Annotated in this window: 21 protein-coding genes and 1 pseudogene; 7 read left to right on the forward strand and 15 right to left on the reverse strand. The window is 43.0% G+C overall.

Translation table 11 applies throughout. The annotated features are described in order from the left end of the window. The first annotated feature begins 2 nt into the window (after window positions 1-2). The 4 genes from I2I04_RS15970 (at window position 3) to I2I04_RS15985 (ending at window position 6,357) form a co-directional block, all read left to right on the forward strand. Window positions 3-563 carry a F0F1 ATP synthase subunit delta gene (locus tag I2I04_RS15970; RefSeq protein ID WP_195471971.1) on the forward strand — a complete coding sequence of 187 codons (561 nt, stop codon included), beginning with the start codon at window positions 3-5 and terminating at the stop codon, window positions 561-563. Further along, a complete protein-coding gene (gene atpA, locus I2I04_RS15975) occupies window positions 563-2,146 on the forward strand; it encodes a F0F1 ATP synthase subunit alpha (RefSeq protein ID WP_143258652.1) in 1,584 nt (527 codons plus the stop codon). The genes I2I04_RS15970 and atpA overlap by 1 nt, the downstream gene beginning before the upstream one ends. Before the next feature lie 59 nt (window positions 2,147-2,205). Beyond that, window positions 2,206-3,102 (forward strand): F0F1 ATP synthase subunit gamma, encoded by an 897-nt coding sequence (locus I2I04_RS15980; protein WP_143258651.1) that lies wholly within the window; start codon window positions 2,206-2,208, stop codon window positions 3,100-3,102. A 669-nt stretch (window positions 3,103-3,771) separates the two neighbouring features. After that, entirely contained in the window at window positions 3,772-6,357 is a 2,586-nt protein-coding gene (locus tag I2I04_RS15985; RefSeq protein WP_195655427.1) for a helix-turn-helix domain-containing protein, read from the forward strand. Between the two features lie 45 nt (window positions 6,358-6,402). On the opposite strand, the gene I2I04_RS15990 is transcribed toward I2I04_RS15985, so the two are convergent. The 3 genes and pseudogenes from I2I04_RS15990 to I2I04_RS16000 all read right to left on the reverse strand — a co-directional run. Then, a complete protein-coding gene (locus I2I04_RS15990) occupies window positions 6,403-7,023 on the reverse strand; it encodes a lysine exporter LysO family protein (RefSeq protein ID WP_004315295.1) in 621 nt (206 codons plus the stop codon). Between the two features lie 65 nt (window positions 7,024-7,088). Next, window positions 7,089-7,364 (reverse strand): LysO family transporter, encoded by a 276-nt coding sequence (locus tag I2I04_RS15995; protein ID WP_004315294.1) that lies wholly within the window; start codon window positions 7,362-7,364, stop codon window positions 7,089-7,091. Between the two features lie 433 nt (window positions 7,365-7,797). Further along, window positions 7,798-8,052 (reverse strand): annotated as a pseudogene (locus I2I04_RS16000) (sugar nucleotide-binding protein); the annotation flags it as partial. A gap of 192 nt (window positions 8,053-8,244) precedes the next feature. On the opposite strand from I2I04_RS16000, the gene I2I04_RS16005 reads away from it, so the two are divergent. Continuing rightward, window positions 8,245-9,414, forward strand: a complete 1,170-nt coding sequence (locus tag I2I04_RS16005; protein WP_195471964.1) for an RtcB family protein — start codon at window positions 8,245-8,247, stop codon at window positions 9,412-9,414. Between the two features lie 284 nt (window positions 9,415-9,698). On the opposite strand, the gene I2I04_RS16010 is transcribed toward I2I04_RS16005, so the two are convergent. The 3 genes from I2I04_RS16010 to I2I04_RS16020 form a co-directional block, all read right to left on the reverse strand. After that, window positions 9,699-10,973, reverse strand: a complete 1,275-nt coding sequence (locus I2I04_RS16010; RefSeq protein WP_195471961.1) for a clostripain-related cysteine peptidase — start codon at window positions 10,971-10,973, stop codon at window positions 9,699-9,701. Window positions 10,974-11,394: 421 nt separating this feature from the next. Next, window positions 11,395-12,294, reverse strand: coding sequence for a helix-turn-helix domain-containing protein (locus I2I04_RS16015; protein ID WP_195471959.1), 900 nt, complete (start codon window positions 12,292-12,294; stop codon window positions 11,395-11,397). Between the two features lie 29 nt (window positions 12,295-12,323). Then, complete coding sequence (locus I2I04_RS16020) at window positions 12,324-13,226, reverse strand: helix-turn-helix domain-containing protein (RefSeq protein ID WP_143258645.1); 903 nt, start codon at window positions 13,224-13,226, stop codon at window positions 12,324-12,326. 205 nt (window positions 13,227-13,431) lie between these two features. On the opposite strand from I2I04_RS16020, the gene I2I04_RS16025 reads away from it, so the two are divergent. After that, the gene (locus tag I2I04_RS16025) at window positions 13,432-14,448 is read left to right on the forward strand and encodes an SDR family oxidoreductase (RefSeq protein WP_195471956.1); all 1,017 of its coding nucleotides are present in this window, start codon (window positions 13,432-13,434) and stop codon (window positions 14,446-14,448) included. A gap of 105 nt (window positions 14,449-14,553) precedes the next feature. On the opposite strand, the gene I2I04_RS16030 is transcribed toward I2I04_RS16025, so the two are convergent. The 3 genes from I2I04_RS16030 to aspT form a co-directional block, all read right to left on the reverse strand. Beyond that, complete coding sequence (locus I2I04_RS16030; protein ID WP_143258643.1) at window positions 14,554-15,096, reverse strand: occludin; 543 nt, start codon at window positions 15,094-15,096, stop codon at window positions 14,554-14,556. A gap of 174 nt (window positions 15,097-15,270) precedes the next feature. Continuing rightward, complete coding sequence (gene aspD, locus I2I04_RS16035; protein ID WP_195655428.1) at window positions 15,271-16,908, reverse strand: aspartate 4-decarboxylase; 1,638 nt, start codon at window positions 16,906-16,908, stop codon at window positions 15,271-15,273. Between the two features lie 22 nt (window positions 16,909-16,930). Continuing rightward, window positions 16,931-18,625, reverse strand: coding sequence for an aspartate-alanine antiporter (gene aspT / locus I2I04_RS16040; protein WP_143258641.1), 1,695 nt, complete (start codon window positions 18,623-18,625; stop codon window positions 16,931-16,933). A gap of 170 nt (window positions 18,626-18,795) precedes the next feature. Here aspT and I2I04_RS16045 point away from each other — a divergent pair, with 170 nt between their 5' ends. Further along, window positions 18,796-20,463, forward strand: a complete 1,668-nt coding sequence (locus I2I04_RS16045) for a formate--tetrahydrofolate ligase (RefSeq protein ID WP_143258640.1) — start codon at window positions 18,796-18,798, stop codon at window positions 20,461-20,463. Window positions 20,464-20,753: 290 nt separating this feature from the next. On the opposite strand, the gene glyA is transcribed toward I2I04_RS16045, so the two are convergent. The 6 genes from glyA to I2I04_RS16075 form a co-directional block, all read right to left on the reverse strand. Then, complete coding sequence (glyA, locus tag I2I04_RS16050; RefSeq protein WP_143258639.1) at window positions 20,754-22,034, reverse strand: serine hydroxymethyltransferase; 1,281 nt, start codon at window positions 22,032-22,034, stop codon at window positions 20,754-20,756. A gap of 133 nt (window positions 22,035-22,167) precedes the next feature. Further along, window positions 22,168-22,908 carry a porin family protein gene (locus I2I04_RS16055; RefSeq protein WP_143258638.1) on the reverse strand — a complete coding sequence of 247 codons (741 nt, stop codon included), beginning with the start codon at window positions 22,906-22,908 and terminating at the stop codon, window positions 22,168-22,170. A gap of 16 nt (window positions 22,909-22,924) precedes the next feature. Continuing rightward, complete coding sequence (locus I2I04_RS16060; protein ID WP_143258637.1) at window positions 22,925-23,494, reverse strand: flavin reductase family protein; 570 nt, start codon at window positions 23,492-23,494, stop codon at window positions 22,925-22,927. A gap of 44 nt (window positions 23,495-23,538) precedes the next feature. Further along, complete coding sequence (gene pyrI, locus I2I04_RS16065; protein WP_143258636.1) at window positions 23,539-24,000, reverse strand: aspartate carbamoyltransferase regulatory subunit; 462 nt, start codon at window positions 23,998-24,000, stop codon at window positions 23,539-23,541. Beyond that, window positions 23,997-24,938, reverse strand: coding sequence for an aspartate carbamoyltransferase (gene pyrB, locus I2I04_RS16070; RefSeq protein WP_143258635.1), 942 nt, complete (start codon window positions 24,936-24,938; stop codon window positions 23,997-23,999). Before pyrB ends, pyrI begins: the two co-directional genes overlap by 4 nt. A 112-nt stretch (window positions 24,939-25,050) precedes the next feature. Continuing rightward, window positions 25,051-25,830 (reverse strand): DUF4373 domain-containing protein, encoded by a 780-nt coding sequence (locus I2I04_RS16075; protein WP_195655429.1) that lies wholly within the window; start codon window positions 25,828-25,830, stop codon window positions 25,051-25,053. Between the last annotated feature and the right edge of the window lie 8 nt (window positions 25,831-25,838).

The following is a 25,838-nucleotide window of genomic DNA, read 5'->3' on the forward strand; positions in this document are numbered from 1 at the left end:
AGATGGAAGTCGGAATACTCTCAATGCGTTATGCAAAAGCTATCATTGAATACGCACAGGAAAGAGGTCTGGAAGACAGGTTGTATCAGGAGTTTCTGACCCTGTCACACAGCTTTAGTGAACAGCCCGGTCTGCGCGAAGCGCTTGATAATCCCGTCATCATGACCAAGGAAAAGTTGGCGTTAGTCTGTACAGCTGCCGATGGTGACAGTAAATCGACCAGAGAGTTTGTCCGTTTTATCACTTTGGTACTGCGAAACAGGCGTGAAGGCTATCTGCAATTTATCAGTCTGATGTATCTGGATCTCTACCGGAAGCTGAAGCATATGGGAACCGGCAAATTGATTACGGCCGTTCCCGTCAATAAAGAGACGGAAGACCGGATTCGGTCTGCAGCAGAGCATGTCTTGCACGCCCAGATGGAACTGGAAACAGTGATAGATCCCTCTATCGGGGGTGGCTTTATCTTCGACGTCAACGACTACCGGCTGGATGCAAGCGTTGCCACGCAGTTGAAGCGAGTGAAACAACAATTTATTGATAAGAATAGGAGAATTGTATAATGTCTGAAAATATAAGAGTAAGCGAAGTATCCGATATATTGCGCAAGCAGCTCGAAGGAATCAATGCCAATGTGCAACTTGACGAAATCGGTACGGTGCTCCAGGTGAGTGACGGCGTAGTGCGTATCTATGGACTGCGGAACGCCGAGGCCAATGAATTGCTGGAGTTTGACAATGGTATCAAAGCAATCGTGATGAACCTCGAAGAGGACAACGTGGGTGCTGTACTGTTGGGTCCGACGGACAAAATCAAAGAAGGCTTCGTCGTGAAGCGTACCAAACGTATCGCCTCCATCCGTGTAGGAGAGAGCATGCTGGGACGTGTGATTGATCCGCTGGGCGAACCGCTCGACGGCAAAGGGCTGATTGGTGGCGAACTGTATGATATGCCTTTGGAACGGAAAGCTCCGGGAGTAATCTATCGTCAGCCTGTGAATCAGCCGTTGCAGACCGGATTGAAGGCTGTGGACGCTATGATTCCTATCGGTCGCGGACAGCGTGAGTTGATTATCGGCGACCGTCAGACGGGAAAGACTGCTATTGCGATTGATACGATTATCAACCAGCGCACTAACTTCCTGGCAGGCGACCCTGTATATTGTATCTATGTAGCTATCGGTCAGAAGGGTTCTACCGTTGCTTCTATCGTTAATACACTTCGTGAGTACGGAGCACTGGACTACACGGTGGTTGTAGCTGCCACGGCGGGTGATCCGGCTGCGTTGCAGTATTATGCTCCATTTGCGGGTGCTGCTATTGGCGAGTATTTCCGTGATACCGGCCGTCATGCGTTGGTGGTTTATGATGACCTTTCCAAACAGGCGGTGGCTTATCGTGAGGTTTCGCTGATTCTTCGCCGTCCGTCCGGTCGTGAGGCTTATCCGGGTGATATCTTCTATCTGCATTCCCGTCTGTTGGAACGTGCTGCCAAGATTATCAGTCAGGAGGAAGTGGCACGCGAAATGAACGATCTCCCGGAAAGTCTGAAGGGGATTGTGAAAGGTGGCGGCTCGCTCACTGCATTGCCTATCATCGAAACGCAGGCTGGTGACGTATCGGCTTATATCCCGACGAACGTGATTTCTATCACCGACGGACAGATATTCCTTGAGACTGACTTGTTCAACCAGGGTACGCGTCCGGCTATCAATGTCGGTATCTCAGTGTCCCGTGTAGGTGGTAACGCACAGATTAAGGCTATGAAGAAGGTGGCCGGAACATTGAAGATTGACCAGGCGCAATATCGCGAGTTGGAAGCCTTCTCCAAGTTCAGCAGCGACATGGACCCGATTACTGCCCTGACTATTGATAAGGGACGTAAGAACGGTCAGTTGTTGATTCAACCGCAATACAGCCCGATGCCCGTAGAGCAGCAGATTGCTATCCTCTATTGTGGTACACACGGACTTCTACATGATGTCCCATTGGATAAGGTGCAGGACTTTGAACGCAGTTTTATCGAATCTCTGCAACTGAATCACCAGGAGGACGTATTGGACATTTTGAGAACGGGTGTGATCGACGATAACGTGATTAAGGCTATTGAAGAGACTGCCGCTATGGTGGCGAAACAGTATCTCTGATTGACTCTTTATCTCTAATCGGCTCTTTAATTTTTAATTATTAATTTTTAATTATCGCTATGGCTTCACTGAAAGAAGTAAAAACCAGAATAAATTCGGTAAAAAGTACCCGAAAAATCACTTCAGCAATGAAGATGGTGGCTTCTGCCAAATTACACAAGGCACAAGGAGCCATTGAGAATATGCTGCCTTATCAGAAGAAGTTGAACAAGATTCTGACTAATTTCCTAAGCGCGGACCTGTCTGTCAAATCTCCTTATGTGCAGGAGCGTGAAGTGAAACGTGTAGCAATCGTCGTCTTTTCTTCAAACACTTCTCTTTGTGGTGCTTTCAATGCCAACGTCATCAAAATGATGATGCAAACGATCGGGGAGTTCCGCACTCTGGGACAGGATAATATCTTGATATTCCCAATTGGCAAGAAGGTGGATGAAGCGGTCAAACGAATGGGATTCAAACCGCAGGAGGCTTCTCCGACGCTCTCCGACAAACCGACGTATCAGGAGGCTGCCGAATTGGCTCACCGATTGATGGATATGTATGTGGCAGGAGAAGTGGACCGTGTGGAGATAATCTATCATCACTTCAAATCAATGGGGGTACAGATTCTTCTCCGGGAGACGTATCTCCCCATTAATCTGACGAATGTGGTAAGTGAAGAGGAGAGAAAGAACAAAGAGGAGGTAGAGGAGCATGAAATTGCCAATGATTATATCATCGAACCGAACGCGGAAGAATTGATCGCCAGCCTAATACCAACAGTATTGAGCCAGAAGATTTTTACTGCTGCCGTCGACTCTAATGCATCGGAACATGCTGCACGTACCCTGGCTATGCAAGTGGCTACGGATAATGCGAATGAACTGATTCAGGATTTGACGAAGCAGTATAATAAGAGTCGTCAGCAGGCGATTACAAATGAGTTGCTGGATATTGTGGGGGGATCTATGAAGTAATTCTAATCATCTTTCTTTTGTCTCGTAATCATCTTTCTTTTGTCTTGAAACAAAAGAAAGAAGCAAAGAAAAATTCAAGGCTGACTTTTTTCTCCTACTCGCTTCCTTCACTTCGCTAAAGGGCAGAAACTCGCTACGCTCAAACAGTCTGCCCTTCTTAACGCTACGTTACGGGCGCTCGCCTGACGGAGAAAAAAGTAGGCCGGGGGGGAGTCCGGCGGCTGGTTTGCTGTATAATGTTCGTGAGGGGTATTGGGAAGGAACTCTCTGTATCTTTCTATCTCTACTATCTCTATTATATCGTATTCTATATTTCTATTATATATTGTTCTGCTTTGCTATATTTAGTCGTATAACGTCTGCGGCTTTTATATAGCAAAGTTTTCCATGTTATACGTCTTTTAAAACAATGCAATATTCCGTATACCAAAGGTCGCTACGCCGCACGGGTTCCCCGGCCTCGTTTTTCCGGCGTCAAGCGCAGGTGTTTCCTTCGGCGTTAAGAAGGGCAGACTGTTTGAGCGTAGCGAGTTTCTGCCCTTTAGCCGGAGGAAGCACCGGAGTAGCCGGAAAAACGCAGCCTTGATTCTTTCTTTTTGGTTCTTTTTCTTTCGTATCAAGACGAAAGAAAAAGAATATTCAGTACCTTTACCCAAAATTAGAGAAAGCATGGAAAATAACCCGGAACTGCAGCTAGCTTGGCAGTTCATTGAAAATACAGGCACACATTTATTTCTTACCGGAAAAGCCGGAACTGGAAAAACGACATTTCTTAGACGATTGAAAGAACACACCCCTAAGCGCATGGTTGTATTAGCACCGACAGGGATCGCAGCCATCAATGCGGGAGGAGTAACGATTCATTCTTTCTTTCAGTTGTCTTTTGCTCCTTTTGTGCCGGAAACTACCTTTAATTCTTCCCAAACGCATTACCGTTACAGTAAAGAAAAACGGAACATAATTCGTAGCATGGATTTACTCGTTATTGATGAGATTAGTATGGTGCGCGCCGATTTGTTGGATGCGGTGGATGCAACTCTGCGGCGGTATCGTGATAGAGAGAAACCGTTTGGCGGGGTGCAACTGTTGATGATTGGAGATTTGCAACAATTAGCTCCCGTCGTGAAAGATAATGAATGGGAACTGTTGAGGAAGCATTACGAGACCCCTTATTTCTTTGCGAGTCATGCGTTGAAAGAGACGGCATATATGACTATTGAACTTAAAAGAGTCTATCGGCAGAGTGACACGTTCTTCCTGTCTTTATTAAATAAAATCCGGGAAAATAGGGCTGATGATGAAGTGCTGAATGAGCTGAACCGTCGTTATCAGCCCGGTTTCCAGCCACAAAAAGAAGAAGGATATATTCGGCTGACGACACATAATTATCAGGCACAGAAAGTAAATGACCGTGAACTGGCATCTTTGCCCGGCAAGGCGTATCATTTTCGTGCCGAGATAGAAGGAAATTTTCCCGAATATTCGTATCCTGCGGATGAACTCCTGACAATAAAGGAAGGAGCACAAATTATGTTCCTGAAGAATGATCCATCGTCCGAGAAACGATATTATAACGGTATGATTGGTGAGGTGGTCACTGTTGATGATGCAGGTATTATCGTGCGAGGGAAGGGAAACAAATCAGAATTTCAGTTGTTGCCGGAAGAGTGGGGAAATTATAAGTACGTGCTGAATGAGGAAACAAAGGAAATCACGGAAGTGATAGAGGGAACGTTCCGTCAATATCCTATCCGTCTGGCATGGGCCATTACGATACATAAAAGTCAGGGTTTGACGTTTGACCGTGCCATTATTGATGCACGTAACTCTTTTGCGCACGGGCAGACTTATGTGGCATTGAGCCGTTGCAAGACTTTGGAAGGGATGGTGTTGGAGTCTCCTTTGCGGAGGGAAGCCATTATTAGTGATGCTACGGTGGATAATTTTACCAAAGCGGTAGAGCAGAATAAACCGGGCAATCAACAGTTGAACGATATGCAAAAGGCGTATTTCTTTGATTTGTTGAGTGATTTGTTTAATTTCTATTCGATCGATCAGGCTTATAAACGATTGCTTCGTTTGATAGATGAAGATTTGTATAAGCTCTTTCCGAAGCAGTTGGCAGAATATAAGGCACTGGAACTTCATGTCAGAGAGAAGATAGTGGAAGTATCCCAGCGTTTTCGTAACCAGTATACCCGGTTGATACATGAGAGTGAAGACTATGCGACGAATCAGGAGTTACAGGAGCGGATTCGTTCAGGGGCCGGATATTTTCATAAAGAGTTGGCGTCGGTTCGGGCTTTGTATAATAAGACTAATATGCCTCTTGACAATAAAGAGTTGAGAAAGCTGTTGGCAGAACGTATGCAGGCGTTGGATGATGCATTGTGGATTAAAGAGTCTTTGTTGGAGGCTGTGTCTGAGAGAGGGGCGTTCGCTATTACGGATTATTTGAAGTTGAAGGCTAAAGTAATGTTGAGTCTTGAGGATGATTCTTCATCTTCCGGTGCTTCGAAAGCGTTGAGAGAAAAGAAAGAGCGGAAGGAACGGAAAGAGCGTACACGTAGCGGTGCTGAAAAGGTGAAAGTGGAAGTGCCTACGGATATTTTGCATCCGGAGCTTTATCGTGCCCTGTCTGAATGGAGGACAGCCAAAACACGTGAGGTGAATCTTCCTGCTTATGTCATTATGCAACAGAAAGCGTTGATGGGAATTGTGAATCTGTTACCGGATAATCCAAGGGCTTTGGAAGCGATACCCTATTTTGGAGCAAAAGGGGTGGAAAAGTATGGACTTGAAATCTTGGGTATTGTCCGTAAGTATATGGTGGAGAATCAATTGGAAAGACCGGAAATAATGGATATGCTCATCTCTGATAATAGGGAATCCGCAAGCCGGCGGGAAGAGTTGAAGCAACGGAAAGAGGAGGAAAAACGGAAGAAAGAAGCGGAGAAGGAGAAGAAAAAAGATACAAAATTAATCAGCTATGAAATGTTCTGCCAGGGAATGAGCATAGATGAAATAGCCAAAGCTCGTGAATTGGTATCGGGAACCATTGCCGGGCATTTGGAATATTATGTCCGTTTAGGAAAGATTAAAGTGGAGAAAGTAGTGAAAGCTGAAAATCTGGCGAAGATTCGTAAGCATTTGGAAGAACATGAATACATGGGAATATTTGCCATTAAGGCAGCATTAGGAGACGATGTCTCCTATGCTGATATAAAGTTTGTATTGGCTGTTTCCGGGCATTAACAGACTGTTTCGGTAATGAATAGGCTAGCCCCATCGCAAGCAATATCAGAGATTACAGAAAAAAGAAACGAAAACAGGAACACTGATATCAATCAGAATACCGTGTAAGATAGCGATGGGGATCATTTCTTTTCCCGAATATCTGCTGATGGAGGGCAGGAGTACATCCATCGAATTGACTCCTGCCGCTGAAATAGGAGCCAGTTTCCCGAAATACTTCTTGATGATTGGAGTACCGAGGAGTGCCATCATCTCACGGAAAATATTAGTCAGTAGTGCAATAGTTCCTAATTCCGTAGCCAGTTGCAGCCCGATAGAAGGCTCTTTGAACTGGGTGATAAGGATAGAAGAGAGCGAATAGTATGCGAATCCGCTTCCCACTGCCATACAGTCGAACACGCTCCATTGGCGCAATAGCAGGCTTGCTAAAGCAGAAAACAGCAACGTACCGATAATCGTTCCCAACGGAATCAATAGCATTTTAGGGTGCAAATGCGACACAATCGCTTTCAGGTTCTTATTAGAACCGATACTGATTCCCACTTGCAGCATTAACGCATAAAGTATATACATCGAAACTGTGTGTGTATCAAACTGGAACTTGTTGAAAGCTCCCATGACACAACCTACACAAAAGAATAATATAACGATCAAACTTCCTTTCATTGTTCACCTCCTTCTTGAATAAACGTATCTTTTTTCCTCTCAAAAGAAATCAGCCTTCTTTTTTATTATTCGCCTCCTTTTCTAAAAAACAATTGCAATACCAGACGGGCAGCAATCAGGCTTCCCAATACACCGGATACGGCAAGAACAATTGCCTGCCATCCGAATTTACCGAGATTGTTTACAATCAGGCTATTAGAACCGATAGACACACCGAGAATGAAGAGCAACAAGAATATTGTAAGAGAAATTGTCTTTTCTGTCTTTTGCAAGATACTCCAGTTACGCAATACATAACCGATGCCGATTCCTAAAAACATAGTAGATATAATAGAGAACATAATGTATATATTTTTGGTTAGGTTAAACTGATTATTGACACACACAAGAGGATTTTCAAAGAAGATGATACATCTGCTTGAAAATTGGAAAGGAATACTGCTGTGAATAGTGAAACAAGTCAGCAGATAGTTCCTGTAAAGAAATAATAGGGTAATTTAGATGAATCCACTGAACCAATGTACATGCACGCAGCAAGACTTACAGAAAGTCGGTATTCCTGCAAGAAAAAGATTAGCGTTATGTAGTTGTAATGTTTGATTCATCATTGGTCTTTTTTAATTTTGGTGCAAAGATAGTAACTTATTGCATATTTTCAAAATAAATATGCAATAAATAAAGAGAAAGAATTATTTGGAATGAAATAGATTGTTGTAAAAAGTAGTATTGTCTCCAATTCTGCCACTGTTTTCAATTGGTAATCTGTTCTTTTCCTTATAAATGTTCCCAGTTCGCAAGAACCTCTTTTAGCTTCTGTGGTTCGTATCCAAGCATTGTCCGTGCTTTATCGATACTCATTCCGCTAAAACGGGGACGGGGAGTGGTTTCATTCATTTCCTCTGTCGTGACAAGATGGATAAGAGAACGATCCAGTCCCATATAATCTGCTACTTGATAAGCAATCTCCGCAATGCTCATACACTCATCGCCACAAATGTGAAAGATACCGTTCGTTGGATGTGCTATCAAATATAGTGTTATAGATATCAAGGCGCCATATCCGGATTTTTTGGTTATACAATCATTGCGGAGACACGACTTTTTTGCATATATTTCTACAAAAATAGACAATAATATCCATTGCGCAAATAGATTTCGTACTTCCCATCTTACTTTGCTCTCGATAACGAGATTTATATGAATGGATAAAAGAAAAGAAGTATGGAAAAAGTAATTATGGGAACACGTTTGCCCGCTAAGCTTTGGTTGAATGAAGTAGAAGACTCTTGTATGTCGCAGATTATGGATTTGACTTCACTTCCTTTTGCGTTTAAACATATCGCCATCATGCCTGATGCCCATGCGGGAAAAGGAATGCCAATTGGCGGTGTGTTGGCTACGAAGGGTGTGATTGTTCCCAATGCTGTGGGAGTAGATATCGGTTGTGGAATGTGTGCGATTAAGACCAATCGAAAAGCGGAAGATTTTAGTTATACGGATTTGACTTCCATCATGTCGAAGATTCGTGCGGCCATTCCCTTGGGATTCGATCATCATACTAAAAAGCAAGATCAGGAGTTACTTCCACAAGGATTCGACCTTGAGGAGATGCCTATATTGAAGAATCAGTACGAGGCCTGTTTGAAGCAGATAGGAACCTTGGGAGGAGGAAACCACTTTATTGAGATTCAGAAAGATACCGAAACGTCTGATGTGTGGGTGATGATTCACTCCGGAAGCCGTAACATTGGTTTGAAGGTTGCCAATCACTATAATAAGATTGCGCAATATTGGAATGAGAAATGGTATTCTGAAATGGTGTCAGGACTGGCTTACTTGCCAATGGAGACGCAGATGGCAAAGGATTATTTCCGTGAAATGAACTACTGTGTGGCCTTTGCCTTTGCCAACCGTCAGTTGATGATGACCCGTATCTGTGAAGCCATCCAGGCAGTGAAACCTGAAACGGACTTTGAGCCTATGATTAATATTGCCCACAACTATGCAGCTTGGGAGAATCATTTCGATCACGATGTGATTGTGCACCGAAAAGGAGCTACGCGTGCCTATGAAGGTGAGATTGGTATTATCCCCGGATCTATGGGTACTAAATCCTATATCGTTGAAGGACTGGGTAATCCGGAGAGCTTCAAAAGCTGTTCGCATGGCGCCGGCCGATTGATGGGAAGAAAGGATGCTTGTCGCCGTTTGTCACTGGATGAAGAGAAAGAGCGAATGAACCAGCAAGGAATCATTCACGGACTCCGTTCGCAGGACGAACTGGATGAAGCACCGGGAGCTTATAAAGATATTGCGCAAGTGATAGCGAATGAGCGGGATTTGGTGAAACCATTGGTGGAACTTGCTCCAATGGCAGTTATTAAAGGGTGATTGACAGATGTACCAGAAAGAAAAAAACAAAGGCGATTTGGAGTATAGGCATAAAAAAAGGAGCAACGCCTTGCTCCAACCTTTGTTAACCTTAAATCTAATACTATGAAAAACACATTGCAAAGATACGGACTATTGCGAAATTAGCAAATTATCCAAGAAAAAAAGTATGTTTTATAACATTGATTAAGAATTTGTATTCTCGAATCTATTTTTATTAAGAGATTTGACCGATCACAGACAAGAGTAAAGCCTCTATTATCATATTATTTCCTTTGGTAGCCTTAATGAGTGGCAACATACCACGCTGTTTCGTTCTTTTTCGAAGCAGCTGCACTAGTGCTTGGATCAGAAATAGTGATACCGGAGAAAGTATTGATTTTTTTTCGTTCTCCATAATAGGAGGATATTGCTGTAAAATAATACTCCGTATTCCTTTTATATGGAACTGTGCGTTTCAGTTGTTCGTTGAATTGCTCCAATAAATCAGGATCGGAGCATAGCTTTGCAACATAATCACCACAATCAAAGAATATGGAAGGTTTATATCCGTCTAAACTTTGCAAAGAAGAAATTAATTCTTCGTTAAACGTATAACGCTGATTTATTTCTTTCATAATGGCCGCCAGATGATCTATTTCCGAGCAATCTGTGACACTGATTGTTCCGCAGGGAGTGACATAATTTGAATAAAAAGAATAGAAACCATCACAAATCTTTTCATAATCTATGTTTCCGATTAAGTACTGGCCAATCTTGTCGTATGGCATACCATAAGCCATAATTTCACTAGTGGATGCTATCAGGTGACTTGTTACGTTTTTAAGGTCATAAGCAACCTCTACTGTCGACATATAGCAGTCGTCGAAAAGGATATACTCCATCTTCAATCCTGCGCTCGATATTCCTTCGGCAAGTGTAGTAATATCCGTCTGATACTTGGATTCTCTGCCTCCGAAGAGACGTGTCATAGGTGTATTCCCATATTCCCAATGTTTTTTGACTGTTTGCAGACTACTGCGTGATTGCGTTTTTGATACGGGGATCCATCCCATCCCGTGGCATCCGATAATCATTGCATATCGTTTGGCGGGAGAGTAGGTCTGTACATCATTCAGGATAGAAGTGATACCTTCGGCCGTTGTATAGCTGGGATCCGGATAATTGTAGTTTTTTAAAGCCTTCTGTACGGCTGCGCCTTTTTCGTAGGAAAGCTCATAGAGAGTGGCTTTAGTGGCTGTTGTACACATAAATACGAGAACCCGCTCGTTTTTTAATATATTCTGTCCGATAATACTTTTCAGATCAGCAATATTTTGATAGAAAAAGGAAGTCAGGTCAGTCGACCAAGGCAGATACATAAATACAGTTTGTTCATTATCCGAACGAACCACCGGGTCGGTAGGATCAGGATTTGTCGGATCAGTGTTGTCCGTCTGCCTTGTGTTGGGAGATGTAGAAACCGGATCTTCTTTCTCGCACGAAATCATGCCGAAAGAAAGAAATAATACGAAGAGGATTGATTTCATCAGACGATAATATTGTTGCATTGCTTCCATTATTCTACAAGGATTAAATTTTCTTTTTATACATAACGTAAAAAGAAAACTTTTTGATTTGCTTTACCGGGACATAATTGATACGTCTCTCTTTGCAAAGTTACTGAAAAATAGCGTAATTCCAATACCGTCATTCATAAGAAAGAACAACTGTTTGGGAAATGGCATCTTAGGAAGTTAAAGAGGAGAGCTTACGTATAGACATAAAAAAAGGAGCAACGCCTTGCTCCAACCTTTGTTAACCTTAAATCTAATACTATGAAAAACACATTGCAAAGATACGGACTATTGGGAAATTAGCAAATTATCCAAGCAAAAAAGTATGTTTCATAACATAGATTAAGAATTGGATATTTCAATTCAAATTTTATTAAGACTTTTTTGTTGCTTTATCGTCCTCCAATCCTTTTGGATTTCATTTCTAGTTAGGTACTCTGAAATCATTCGGAGAGCAACCGGTAACTTTCTTGAATAGCCGGCTGAAATATTGCGGATTCTGAAAACCCAGTTCTTGTGTTATCTGATTAACTGTTTTATCAGTATTCAGCAACCAATTTTTAGCAATCTCGAAGCGTTTGAACTCAATGTATTCTTTGAACGATTTACCCGTTTCGTGCTTCAGCAAGTCGTTGAAATATTCAGGAGATAAATGAAGCACGTTAGCACAATATTCATTTGAAAGCACATCGACAGCCGGCACCAGCTTCGTTTCGAAATGGTTATTTATGATTTTATCAAATTGTTTGATAATCGTTTTATTCACTTCGTTACGTGTAATAAATTGGCGTTCGTAGAAACGTACACAGTAATCCAGCAATAGTTCTATATACTTTGAAACTATTTTTTTGCTGTGGCGATCAATACAACGTTCGAGTTCCTGGTTGATTCTGTCCATAAACTCCAGAATGATCTGTTTCTCGCGCAATGATATATGCAGTGCCTCCTCAGGCTGATAAGAGAAAAAAGTATAGTTATGTATATTAAGTCCGAGCGGAGTGCCACAGATCAGATCAGGATGAAAAGCCAATATCCATCCTTTGGAAGGAAATCTTTTATTCTTTTCTTTCATGCTGATAGATTCTCCGGGACTCAGGCAGATCAAAGTGCCGTCTGAAAAATCATAATACTGGTGACCATACACATAGGCCTCACATTTACACTCACTCAATAGAATCGTATAAAAGTCGAACTTGATGTCCGTATGAGGCGACAAGTCAGCCTTTGAGAGATCAATGACACTCACCAGCGGATGTAGTGTTTTGCTCCCCAGGCAACAATTGCATTGATGCACGGTTCCTATTTTGAGTACTTTATCTCCCATGATGTTGAGACTCCTGTATCTAAAAATGCTTAGTTTCTTTGTTTATATTCGTTCGGGGTGCAACCGACATGCTTTTTAAACAATCGGCTGAAGTGCTGTGGATATTGAAATCCCAGTTCATAAGCCACCTGGCTGACAGTTTGAACACCTTCCAGTATTCTTTCTTTTGCCAGTTCGATAATCCGGCACTGGATATATTCCTGTGCAGTTTTTCCTGTTTCCTTCTTTATCAGGTCTCCGAAATAATTAGGAGAGAGACATGCCTTGTCTGCAAAATATTTCACGGATGGCAGTCCTTCTGTTATTGCCACCTGATTCTGGAAGTATTCGTCCAGCAATTGCTCGAATTTTACGATAATATCTTTGTTCGCCTGATTACGTGTGATAAACTGCCGTTCGTAGAAACGCATACAGTAATCCAACAGCAGTTCGATGTTACGCACGATGAGTTGCTTGCTGTGCTTGTCGATAGGATGCTCCAGCTCGATCCTGATTTTATGTATGCAATCAGTTACGATTTCTCTTTCCTGGTCTGAAAGATGCAATGCTTCATTTACCTCGTAAGAGAAAAAAGTATAGTTCTTGATATTCTGTCCTAATGAAGTTCCGCGGATTAAATCGGGATGGAACAAAACGCCGATTGACTTGGTGCGGGGAGCAGGTCTGTTGCGGTTATCTATTCCGCTCACTTGTCCCGGTGCCATACAAACAACCGTTCCTTCCTGATAATCGTAATTCTTACGTCCATAAGTGAGGTCGCCACATTTTGCATCCTTCAGGAACAAGCAGTAGAATCCGATATTCATACGGATATATTCAACTGACCTGGTGGCTTTTGAGAAGTCGATTACATTCACCAAAGGGTGCAATGTTTCCAGTCCAAACAATTGGTCATACTGATCGACGGTTTCAATTTTTGTTATTTCATCCATATGTTTCTATTATTAATCTGATACAAAGATAAAACATTTGAAGGTATCTTTTTAATTTCATTCTGCAAATCAGTAATATGGGTATAAGAATCAGTAATCTGTATACTATATGAATTTTCGGGCAGAAAAATAAATGGCAATGATTGCTGGAAGTAAGTGATGAAATTGATATATTTGTTCCGGAGAATATAAAAAAACAGGTTTTATGAAAGCATTATTTATTGGAGGAACAGGTACGATCAGTACAGATGTAGTGGCATTGGCGCAACAAAGAGGGTGGGAGATTACTCTCCTTAATCGTGGTTCGAAAAAGATACCGGCGGGAATTCACAGTATCATTGCGGATATTAATGAGGAAGAAGCTGTGGCAAAAGCCATCGCGTCCGAACATTACGATGTGGTTGCACAGTTCATCGGCTATACGGCAGAAGACGTGAAGCGTGACATCCGCCTGTTCCAGAATAAAACGCGACAATATATCTTTATTAGCAGTGCCTCTGCCTACCAAAAGCCATTGGCCGATTACCGTATTACTGAAAGCACCCCTTTGGCCAATCCCTATTGGCAGTACTCCCGTAACAAGATAGAAGCGGAAGAAGTGCTGATGGCAGCCTATCGCACAAACGGTTTTCCCGTTACAATCGTCCGTCCCAGCCATACCTACAACGGAACAAAACCTCCCGTATCTGTACATGGAGATAAGGGAAACTGGCAGATCCTAAAACGAATCCTTGACGGCAAACCTGTTATTATCCCCGGCGATGGTTCTTCTTTGTGGACATTGACTCACTCTAAAGATTTTGCCAAAGGTTATGTAGGACTGATGGCGAACCCCCATGCTATTGGGAACGCTTTTCATATCACTACCGATGAAAGCATGACCTGGAATCAGATTTACCAAACCATTGCCGATGCGTTGGGCAAACCTCTGAACGCATTACACGTAGCATCCGATTTCCTTGCCAAGCATAACGATCATTATGATTTCAGAGGTGAACTGTTAGGAGATAAAGCAGCTACGGTAGTCTTTGATAACTCGAAGATAAAGCGGTTGGTTCCTGATTTTATATGCAATACTTCCATGGCAGACGGATTACGACAAGCTGTACACTATATGCTTTCCCATCCGGAATCACAAATACCCGATCCGGAGTTTGATTCATGGTGTGATCGTATTGCCAACGCAATAAGTGCGGCAGATAAAGCCTTCGAGCTTTCCTAATTCTGTGCCGAACTTACTTAATTTAATTCCGGACTGTCTGATCTAATCTATAGGACTATTTGATTTTATTTCAGACTTCCGGGGTTTTATATTGAAGTACCTGATTTAATAAGGTGCATTTCGTCCTTGTTGCACTTCGATTCGTATTCCGAAATTGCCATTTGCCGATTTCAGTTCGAATGCTCCCCGGAAATTATTTTTTTCCCAAGGCATAGCACTGCGGTTAGGCACCCGCCAGCCATCCTTGTCATAATCTCCGTAGGTATTGATTCTCATTCCATTTTTCAGTTTGAAAGACCCCATCTGCATAAACTGTGGAGAAGAGGACAATCCCCAACCATATCCAAAGCCGGAAAAGCCAGAGAAAGAAGACGAAGAAAAAGAATCAGTGAATCCTTGCGAATAAGTAACATCTGTATTTAAACGAAAGAGCTGATTATAATCTTTCGTCATATTAGGCATCTCTAAATTAAACTTGGGAAGTTCGGGAGTCGCTACATTCATTAATCCCATATCCAGCAGAAATCCACCAAACTCTTTAATATTGGTGGATGGAGCACGACGAATACTATCGGAAGGAATTTCCGACTGTGCGGATGCAAAACCGACTGATAATATCAGCGAAAGAAATAGAATCAGTTTTTTCATCTTCGTAAAGGTTGATTTACCACAAAGATAGAGATTTTCAACCTGACTATTCGCTTCCGTTATGTTTTCTTAGAAAAAACTTATCTTTTCTTTTATTTACGATTAGACGATTTACAATGTACGATTGAGGTTACTATCCTCAATCATACGATCGTAAATCGTCTAATCAGTTAATTATTTTGATGCTTTCCATGTTTGGGCATATTCTTCCAAAACACGCTTGATGCTTTGTCCGATCTTTACGTAATCGGCTTCATTCAGATTAGCCAGTGACACACGCACACTCCATTTCGGTCCGGCAAAGCCACCGCCATTCAACAGAACGAGTGACGTTTCGTTTGCCAGGCGGAAAACCACATCCAACGGATTGTATGTCTTTTGCAGATAAGCAACGAAATCATCTCCGTAGAATTTCTTCGCCCATACCAGCATATCAATCTCCGAATAATATCCGGCGCGCAGCGGGTCTTCCACCAATGTGAACCCTGTGTTATCCCACAACGCATGCAGGCGGCGATGAATAATTTCCTGCATCTTGGTTTTATAACTGTCTTCTTTATCCAGAAGCGAGAAGATGGCAAACAAACTCATCTGTATTTGTTGGGGCAGAGAAAGTCCTGCGGTATGATTCAGTGCAATCTGTCGGCTGTCAGCCACCATGCGGTCGATAAATTTCATTCTTTCCGGTTGCAGGCTAAGGCTGGAATAACGTTTGTTCAATATTGATTTCTGCTCCTCCGACAGACGGGTAATCATTTTGTCGTAGATGTTGTCTTCGTGTAAAGCAATCACTGCGGTTCTCCATCCTGTAGCTCCGAAATATTTGGAGAACGAATAAACGCAAAGCGTATTGTGAGGCAATTCTGCCATCAATGAACGGAAATGAGGAATAAACGTCCCATACACATCATCCGTAATGATCATCAGGTTCGGATTGTCATTCTTCACAATGTTGATGATACGTTCGGTAGTCTCCTTGCTAAGTGCGTAACTGGGCGGATTACTCGGGTTAGTGATAAATAACGCTTTGATTTGCGGATCTTTCAGTTTGTCTATATCTTCATCCTTATACTGCCAGGTATGTAATCCGTCAGGAGTCATCTGGTCGGCGGAAATTTCGGTGACGTCGAACTGATAGCGTCGCAGTTCCGGAATTTCTATATAAGGAGTGAACACGGGAATCATCAAAGCAATGGCATCTCCCTGATTCAACAGGAAATTCTCTTGCAAAGAATCGAACAGATAACACATGGCTGCCGTACCTCCTTCGGTGGCGAAAAGGTCAAAAGTTCCTTTCGGCGGACGGCGGTCACACATCTCTTGTGCCAGATAATCCTGTACGATTAACTCTGTAAAATGTAAAATACGGTCGGGCACAGGATATTGGTCGCCAATCACCGATTCCGCCCATTCATGAATCAGCGTATCCGGATCGGCAGCATGCTCCATCAACATATAATTGTAACCCTCTTTCAGCAGACTAGCTCCCGGAGCTTTTTCATTCTCCTTCAGGAAAGCCTCGAAACGTGCGGCTATTCCAGCCTTTTGCGGAATACCTGCTATTCCTTCTTCCAGTGAAAACGCATGGCGACATTCGCAAAGTCCGAATTGTCCCAACAGAAAAAATGCTTCGCGTGGTTCTGTAGCAATCCAGTTCGGATTACCTCTTCCCGCATTCAGCATGGTATGTGCTATTTTCTTGATGCTTTCATCTGCCATATCAATCAGTTTGTTTTTCAGCTCGAACGGGCTGATTGTTTCCATTTTCTTGGCATAACTTTTCGTGATGGCAGGATTTGTTTTCTTTTCCATAATGATATTTATTTATATAGTTTTACATAAGTAACACGATGATGACTCCCCAGATAATCAGTAGCGTATTGCCGACTGCATACGTCACTGTATATCCTAATGCAGGTGTGTCACTTTCCACTGCATCCTGAATAGCTCCCAGTGCGGCTGTTGTCGTACGTGCTCCTGCCGTGCATCCTAATGAAAGGGCAGGGTGGAACTTGAACAGGTATCTCGCCATCAGCAATCCTGCGAGAAGAGGGATGGCTGTTGCCAGTGCACCGACAATAAACAGACTGACTCCGACTTCCTTGAATCCGGCTATAAAACTGGGGCCTGCAGCAATGCCGACCACTGCGATAAACATATTCAGCCCTACATTATTCAATACCCATAAAGAGGGTTCGGGGATACCTCCGAAAGTAGGATGCTTGCTGCGCAACCAACCGAATAGAAGTCCGGCTATCAATGCGCCGCCACTGGTAGAAAGGCTGATAGGAACACCTCCCAAGTGGATAGCCAGTGCACCGAAAAGACCACCGAGCAAGATGCCCAGCCCGACAAAAATCATATCCGTCTGATTGGTCGGACGGTCAATGTAACCCATTTGTTTGGCAGCACCTTCCACCTCATGTTTAAGGCCGGTGAGCTCAAGAATATCTCCCGAATCTACTATCGTTTGGGATAATACCGGAACATTGATTCCGGCACGCTTGATGTTACGGATGCTGACTCCATGCATGAACTTCTGTGCCCGGATTTTGGCAACCTTTTCCCCGGCAAACGTCCGGTGAGTCACCATTACGGGAAGAGTTTCCGCCGGAAAATCCAATAATTGTGCGTCGATCACTTCCGGACCGATCCAGTCTTCTTCTCCGATTACAAACTCACGGCGTCCGCTTAGTACCACTTCATCGTTTTTGCGAAGAATCAGGTTCGGGTCGACATCTTTCACTACTCCTCTTTGACGAATTCGTTCTACAAACAGCCGTTTATCATTCTTGCATAAATATGTTTCGAGTTCACTGACTTTCTTTCCTTTGCCGAACCATTCATTGGTGATTTTATAAGCACGGAATACAACCGGACGCAGAGCCGGGGAAAATCCGGGTTCATCAGCTTCCGATGTTCCCATTTGAGCCTCCAGTTCTTTGCAGTCAGCTTTCACCTTATCCAGTCCGCCCAACATTTTGGGGCCGAGAGAAGCCAGAATCCATGCAGAACCGGCTGTACCGAAGATATAAGTTACAGCGTAAGCTACCGGAATCGCATTGATGAATGTTGTTTTTTGTGCGTCGCTGATTCCCAATTGATTGATTGTATCGCTTGCCACACCGATAACGGCGGATATGGTCTGTGAACCTGCCAAAAGTCCGGCAGCTTCCCCTACATGGTACCCCATGATTTTGGCGAGTATCCACGGTGCTACCAAGCTGACAATACACATCAGTACAGCGAATCCCACCTGTGGCAGTCCATCCTTTTTCAATCCGCGAAAAAATTGCGGACCTACCTTGTAGCCGACGGCAAACAAGAAAAGCAGAAAGAACACAGCTTTCATCGGGCCATCCACAGTGATATTCAGTTGTCCGACCAACACTCCGACCAGCAGAACACTGGTGACTGTCCCCAATGAGAATTTCCCTATTTTGAGTCTGCCCAGCCAGAATCCGGCAAAGAGCGTCAGGAAAATAGCAAGTTCAGGGTGTACCCTTAGTTGATTAATAATCCATTCCATAATTAAGTTGTTGTTTTAGGTTATGTCATTTACAACAGTTATTGCGTGAAAAGGGTTTATAGTGTTTATAATAAATAGATATATAAATATCTGGTGAACTTTAAATTTCTCTATTTCGCTTTTTTGTTATACTTTTGTTCTTTCAAAAATAAAAACTAATCATATTCTGTATGAAATCAGACATAGAAATTGCTCGCAGCATTGAGCTGAAGAAGATAAAGCAAGTTGCCGAATGTATCGGGATCCCTCGCGAGGAAGTGGAGAATTATGGTCGCTATATCGCAAAGATTCCCGAACAACTGATCGATGAAGAGAAGGTGAAGAAAAGCAATCTCATCCTGGTCACTGCTATTACGGCAACCAAAGCGGGCATTGGTAAAACTACAGTATCTATCGGTCTTGCTCTGGGGCTGAATAAGATTGGAAAGAATGCGATTGTCGCTCTTCGTGAGCCGTCTCTCGGTCCTTGTTTCGGTATGAAGGGAGGAGCGGCCGGCGGAGGATATGCACAAGTACTTCCTATGGATAAGATTAACCTCCATTTCACAGGGGATTTTCATGCCATCACTTCTGCTCATAACATGATTTCCGCTTTGCTCGATAATTATCTCTATCAGAATCAGGCAAAAGGTTTCGGATTGAAAGAAATTCTTTGGCGGAGAGTGCTCGACGTAAACGACCGTTCGTTGCGCAGCATTGTTGTCGGTCTCGGTCCCAAATCAAACGGGATTACCCAAGAGTCCGGTTTCGATATTACTCCTGCTTCGGAGATTATGGCGATTCTTTGCCTTTCCAAAGATGTGAGTGATTTGCGTCGTCGTATCGAAAATATCCTGTTGGGTTTCACTTATGAAGACCAACCCTTTACTGTAAAAGATTTGGGAGTGGCAGGAGCTATCACTGTGTTGCTGAAAGATGCCATCCATCCTAATTTGGTGCAGACTACCGAAGGAACCGCAGCTTTTGTACACGGCGGTCCGTTCGCTAATATTGCGCATGGTTGTAACTCTATTCTGGCTACTAAACTGGCTATGTCTTTCGGTGATTATGTGATTACAGAAGCCGGATTCGGTGCCGATCTCGGTGCAGAGAAGTTCTATAATATCAAATGTCGTAAGAGCGGACTCCAACCACGTCTCACGGTGATTGTCGCTACGGCGCAAGGACTGAAGATGCACGGTGGTGTCAGTCTCGACCGTATCAAAGAACCGAATATGGAAGGACTGAAAGAAGGATTGCGTAATCTGGACAAACACGTTCGTAATCTTCGTTCATTCGGTCAGACGATTATCGTAGCTTTCAATAAGTTTGCGTCCGACACCGATGAGGAAATGGAATTGTTGCGCGAGCATTGCGAACAGTTGGGAGTCGGTTTCGCCATCAACAATGCGTTCAGTGAAGGAGGAGAGGGGGCAGTAGACATGGCTCGTCTGGTGGTAGATACAATCGAAAATAATCCGTCCGAACCTCTACGTTATACATATAAGGAAGAAGATAATATACAGCAGAAGATTGAAAAGGTGGCTACTAATATTTACGGAGCCAGCGTTATTACTTATAGCAGTATTGCACGCAACCGTATCAAACTGATCGAGAAAATGGGAATCACTCATTATCCGGTTTGTATTGCTAAAACACAGTATTCATTCTCTGCCGATCCTAAGATTTATGGTGCGGTGAACAACTTCGAGTTCCATATTAAAGATATTGTAATCAATAATGGAGCTGAAATGATTGTAGCCATTGCCGGAGAAATTCTTCGTATGCCGGGATTGCCTAAAGAACCGCAAGCATTGTATATTGATGTTGTAGATGGAGAAATTGAAGGATTGAGCTGATATACCCTTAAAGAATACTTGTCCTGGCGCTACGCCGGTAGAAATAAATCCCCGTCTTTCCCTATAAAATGAATGTGGAGAGACGGGGATGACTGTATATAGAGTCCAGTGTGCTTCTGTTTTCTCTTCTTACACACTGTACGGTTTTATTCGTTAACAAAATCCCGGATAGATGGTTCGAACGGGGACCGTTAATAAATAAAAAAAGGTCTGCTTCTTTCGTGAAGAGCAGACCTTAAATGGGAAATAAGCTACTAACAGTTTACAATTACTAGCTTTACAATTGTGTTTTAGTAAGCGAAAAGAGGGTATTTTTTCATTGTCTCATTGACACGTGCACGTACTTGTGCAATAACTTCCTCATTTTCTACGTTAGACAATACAGTCTCGATCATTTCAGCAATTTCAATCATCAAGTCTTCTTTCGCACCACGAGTAGTGATGGCAGGAGTACCCAAGCGGATACCGGAAGTCTGGAAAGCCGAACGGCTGTCGAACGGAACCATGTTCTTGTTAACGGTAATATCAGCAGAAACCAATGCTTTTTCTGCCACTTTACCTGTCAGATCAGGATATTTGCTACGCAGGTCGACCAACATAGAGTGGTTGTCTGTACCACCGGAAACGATTGTAAAGCCACGGTCAATCAAAGCCTGTGCAAGTACGGCAGCATTCTTTTGTACTTGTTTAGCATATTCCTTAAATTCAGGTTGCAGGATTTCACCGAAAGCAACTGCTTTAGCAGCAATTACATGTTCCAGCGGTCCGCCTTGGATACCCGGGAAAACGGCAGAATCCAGTAATTGAGACATCATCTTGATCTCACCTTTCGGAGTTGTCTTACCCCATGGATTGGGGAAGTCCTTGCCCATCATGATGACACCACCACGAGGTCCGCGAAGTGTTTTATGTGTAGTAGAAGTGACGATATGTGCGTATTTAACCGGATTTTCGAGCACTCCGGCAGCGATCAGACCGGCAGGGTGAGCCATATCAATCATCAGGATAGCGCCTACTTTGTCAGCGATCTCACGCATACGTTTGTAATCCCATTCACGAGAGTATGCAGAACCACCACCGATAATCATTTTTGGTTTCTCACGCAGAGCGACTTCTTCCATCTGGTCGTAATCAACGCGTCCTGTTTCTTTATTCAGGTTATATTCGCAAGGAGTATAGATGATACCGGAAGTGTTCACTAATGAACCATGAGACAGATGTCCGCCGTGTGCCAGATTTAATCCCATGAATTTGTCGCCCGGATTCAGAACAGCGAGGAAAACAGCAGCATTAGCTTGTGCTCCCGAGTGTGGCTGTACATTTGCCCATTCGGCACCGAAAATTTCTTTCAGGCGGTCGATGGCGATTTGTTCGCTTTGGTCTACTACTTCGCAACCTCCATAGTAACGTTTGCCGGGATAACCTTCTGCGTACTTGTTAGTCAGGCAAGAACCCATTGCCTGCATTACCTGGTCACTCACAAAGTTTTCTGATGCAATCAGCTCGATTCCTTTCAACTGACGTTGATGCTCTTTTTCGATGATGTCGAAAATTAAGTCGTCTCTTTTCATTCTTTTATAAGTAAGATTAAATTTCTAATTCGAGATACCTATTTTAAGCGCACAAAGTTAATGAAAATAAATAAAGAATGAAGGAACTACAAGAAAAATGTTAGTAAAAAGCGGGATTTAATGATATTTTATTTTAAAGAATGAATCCCAATGAAAAACTTAACGCGCTGTCACGGCGGCGGAAAATAATATGGCTCACACCCGTACTGCCATCAGAGTTGATATTGTCATAAATAATAGACTTGGAGATGTTTCCTATGCCTTGTTCGTAGCGGAAATCGAAGAAGATACGCGAGATGTTGACACCTACGCCAATCACTGCGCTGACATTGAACGGATACAACTTTTCGTGGATACCTTTCTGATCGAAGTTCTTAAAAGTGATTTCATTGTGCTTTCCCCATAGGTAGCGAAGCTTTGGACCTGCGAAGATTGACATTCCGTAAGGCCCTTTTTTCACCACATTATATCCATATAGAACGGGAAAATCGACACTGTGCAACACTGATTGCACCGAAGCGTAATCAGGCTCGATGGCAGGATGCTGGGAACCGAGTTTGTCAAAAGTAATCTCACATTTGCTTACATTATACGACACTTCGGGCTGAATGAAATGCTTTTTCATGTTGATGCGCATGAAGAGGGCACCGAAATAACCTATCTTGTAGTTATTTTGCACCTCATCAATGGTTACATCTTTAATTTTTAGTTCAGATACCATAAACATGGAAGAGTTGAACCCCGCCTTGATACCGACATTTATTTTTTTTGTGTTGGGACGGTCTACTCTGTCTGCGTTATAATTCTGGCCGGCAACCGGGCTGCCGGCTACAACTATTAAACCGAGAAGAATGTATTTACGCAGCATATCCATGACAGTGTCGTTCCTTTTATGATTTTTTCTTTTCTACACTCCAGCCGAACTTACCTATTTTCTCTCCTAAATTGTAATATCCTCCGTGCACATATACCAGCGGATTGGCTTCTGCCAGTTCCAGCTTTCCGGTTTCGGGGTTCAGGTTCCGGTCGTCGGCACGCACATTTACCACATTGGCAATAAACATATCGTGTGAACCAAGAGAGATGATTTCTTTTACACGACATTCAATGCAAAGAGGTGATTCCTCAATCAGCGGTGCGCTGACCACCGTACACTGTCCGGGTGTCAGTTTCATCTCTTCGAATTTATGATAATCACGTCCCGAACGAACTCCGCACCAGTCGGTGGCAAAAGCCATGTCTTTGGTTGTCAGGTTGATGACAAACTCCATGTTCTTTTTGATAATATCATAAGAATGGCGTTCCGGACGTACGGATATATAACACATAGGCGGGTTCGTGCAAATCGTACCCGTCCATGCTACAGTGATAATATTATATTCGCTTTCTTCCTTTCCGCAACTGACCAGTACAGCCGGCAGCGGATAAATCATCGTTCCTGGTTTCCAGTCCTGTTTCATATTTTAAATTTACGATTAGACGATCATTTAAATGATTGTCTAATTTAAATGATCGTAATCTCTTCACGTTTCTGCTCTTTCTCGCAATAATGGCATTTCACGATGCAATTATCCTTATCTATCACATGAAAGATGGTGTTCATCGGTTCATTGTTGGTGATACATTTCGGATTGGCACATTTCACGATGCCATGAAGTGTATCCGGCATTTTTACCTCTTTCTTTTCCACTACCTCGTAATCGCGGATAATGTTCAGTTTGACGTGCGGTGCCACTACCGAAATACGGTTGATCTCTTCGTCACAAAAGAATTTATCTGCGATTTTGATGATTCCTTTTTTGCCCAGTTTCTTGCTGTCGAGGTTGAATCCGATTGTGATATTGCTTGTCATTTGTTCCACACCGAGCAGTTGCACTACGGTGAAGAGCTTTTCAGATGGGATATGGTCAATCACTGTCCCGTTTTTCAGGGCAGCTACTTGCAATGCTTGTTTATTTTCGCTCATAATAAAATATCGTTTTTAACGTCATCTAATGTGATACCTAATACATCGCAAAGAATTGCTTCGCGGGCATACAGACCGTTTTGCGCCTGTTGGAAATAATATGCTTTCGGGTTGTCATCCACATCGTAAGCAATTTCGTTGACACGGGGAAGCGGGTGCAGGATACGCAGGTTCGGACGTGTATTCTCCAACATTTTGTTACGTAGAATATATACATTCTTCACCCGTTCATATTCCATCAGATCAGTGAAACGTTCGCGTTGTACACGGGTCATATACAGAATATCGGCGTCAGCGATAACCTCTTCGGAAAAGTCCGTATGTTCAACGTATTTTATTTGGTGCGTTTTACAGTAAAGTTTGTATTCTTCCGGCATTTTCAATTCCTCGGGAGCGATGAAGTGGAAAGTCGGATTGAAGTGGCGCATAGCCATCAGCAATGAATGTACGGTGCGGCCGTATTTCAAGTCACCCACCAGGAAAATATTCAGATTTTCCAGCGTTCCTTGCGTCTTGTAGATAGAGTAAAGATCGAGCATCGTCTGTGACGGGTGTTGGTTGGCTCCGTCACCAGCGTTGACAATGGGCACCGGTGCCACTTCGCTTGCATACCGTGCAGCTCCTTCGAGATAGTGTCGCATGACGATAATATCTGCATAGTTGCTCACCATCATGATCGTGTCTTTAAGTGTTTCCCCTTTGGAAGAGCTGGTAGCCTTGGGGTCCGAAAATCCGATTACTCGTGCACCCAGACGGTTGGCAGCTGTTTCAAAACTCAAGCGGGTACGGGTGGAAGGTTCGAAGAACAGGGTTGCTACTACCTTTCCTTGTAATAACCGGCGATTAGGGTTCATTTCAAACTGCTTCGCCATTTCGAGCATGTAGAGGATTTTTTCTTTAGAATGTTCGGCAATGGTTACTAAACTTCTGTTTTCCATTTTGTTATCTTTTATGTGGATAGAACTTGTTTTACCGGAGCGTAAAGGTACGAAGAATTTGTGAAAAGCACAGATTTTTCGTACCTTTTTTATCAGCTTTTTATCAGTCGGTTTATTTCCGTCCGCTAGCTAACGCCGCAATGATGTATTTTCCCGGTGCTCCTATTTTGCTCCAGGTCGTGTTGGAGAGTAGTCTCCACACCAGGGTGCCTTTCTTGCCATAATCCGATAGCCGGAGAATTGCCTGCTTCTCTTCCGAATTAGTCACTTTGTGGTGTTCCAGACTTTCTATCAGTCCGTTCATGTTGTGTGTGGCCTGATTGTAAGCGTACTCCGGAATTTCAAACGAAGCATCGCTTATTTCTTCTTCTTCAGTATTTAGTTTAGTTTCCTTTAGTTTAGTTTGTCGAGAAATGTCTGCATTTTCTGAACTCACCTCCTCTTGAGTTGGAAAAATGTTAGCATTTTCCTTGTTCAACTCATCCTTGTGTATCCTTTTTCTCTGTTTGGCCTCTAATAAATAAGGTAGTTGTGAGAAATCTATTTTTCTTCGTGTCGTAGCTTCGAACCACACTCCTTGAATCTGTTCCGAAGTGAGTATACCGTGTTTCTCGTATGTTTCCTTATGGAAAAATCCTTTTTCCAATAACAGGTCGACAATTTTTTCCATCATATCCTCTTTAATCCCGCCGCCTACTTTGCGGACGAAAATCAGGTTTTGCTCTTTTCCCCAAGAAATGTAATATCCCTCTTTATAGATTTTGCAAAGCAATCTCATGACCATATAAGAAGCTAACACTCCAAATTTAGCTTCTAATAACTCCATAACCTCTTCGTCAAAAAAGTTTGCCGGTGTCGGGAAGTAAGGTATCCCTTTATTAATCATATTCATAGTTCAAT

The sequence above is a fragment of the Bacteroides sp. 1001136B_160425_E2 genome, assembly GCF_015559655.1.
Lineage (GTDB): Bacteria > Bacteroidota > Bacteroidia > Bacteroidales > Bacteroidaceae > Bacteroides > Bacteroides luhongzhouii.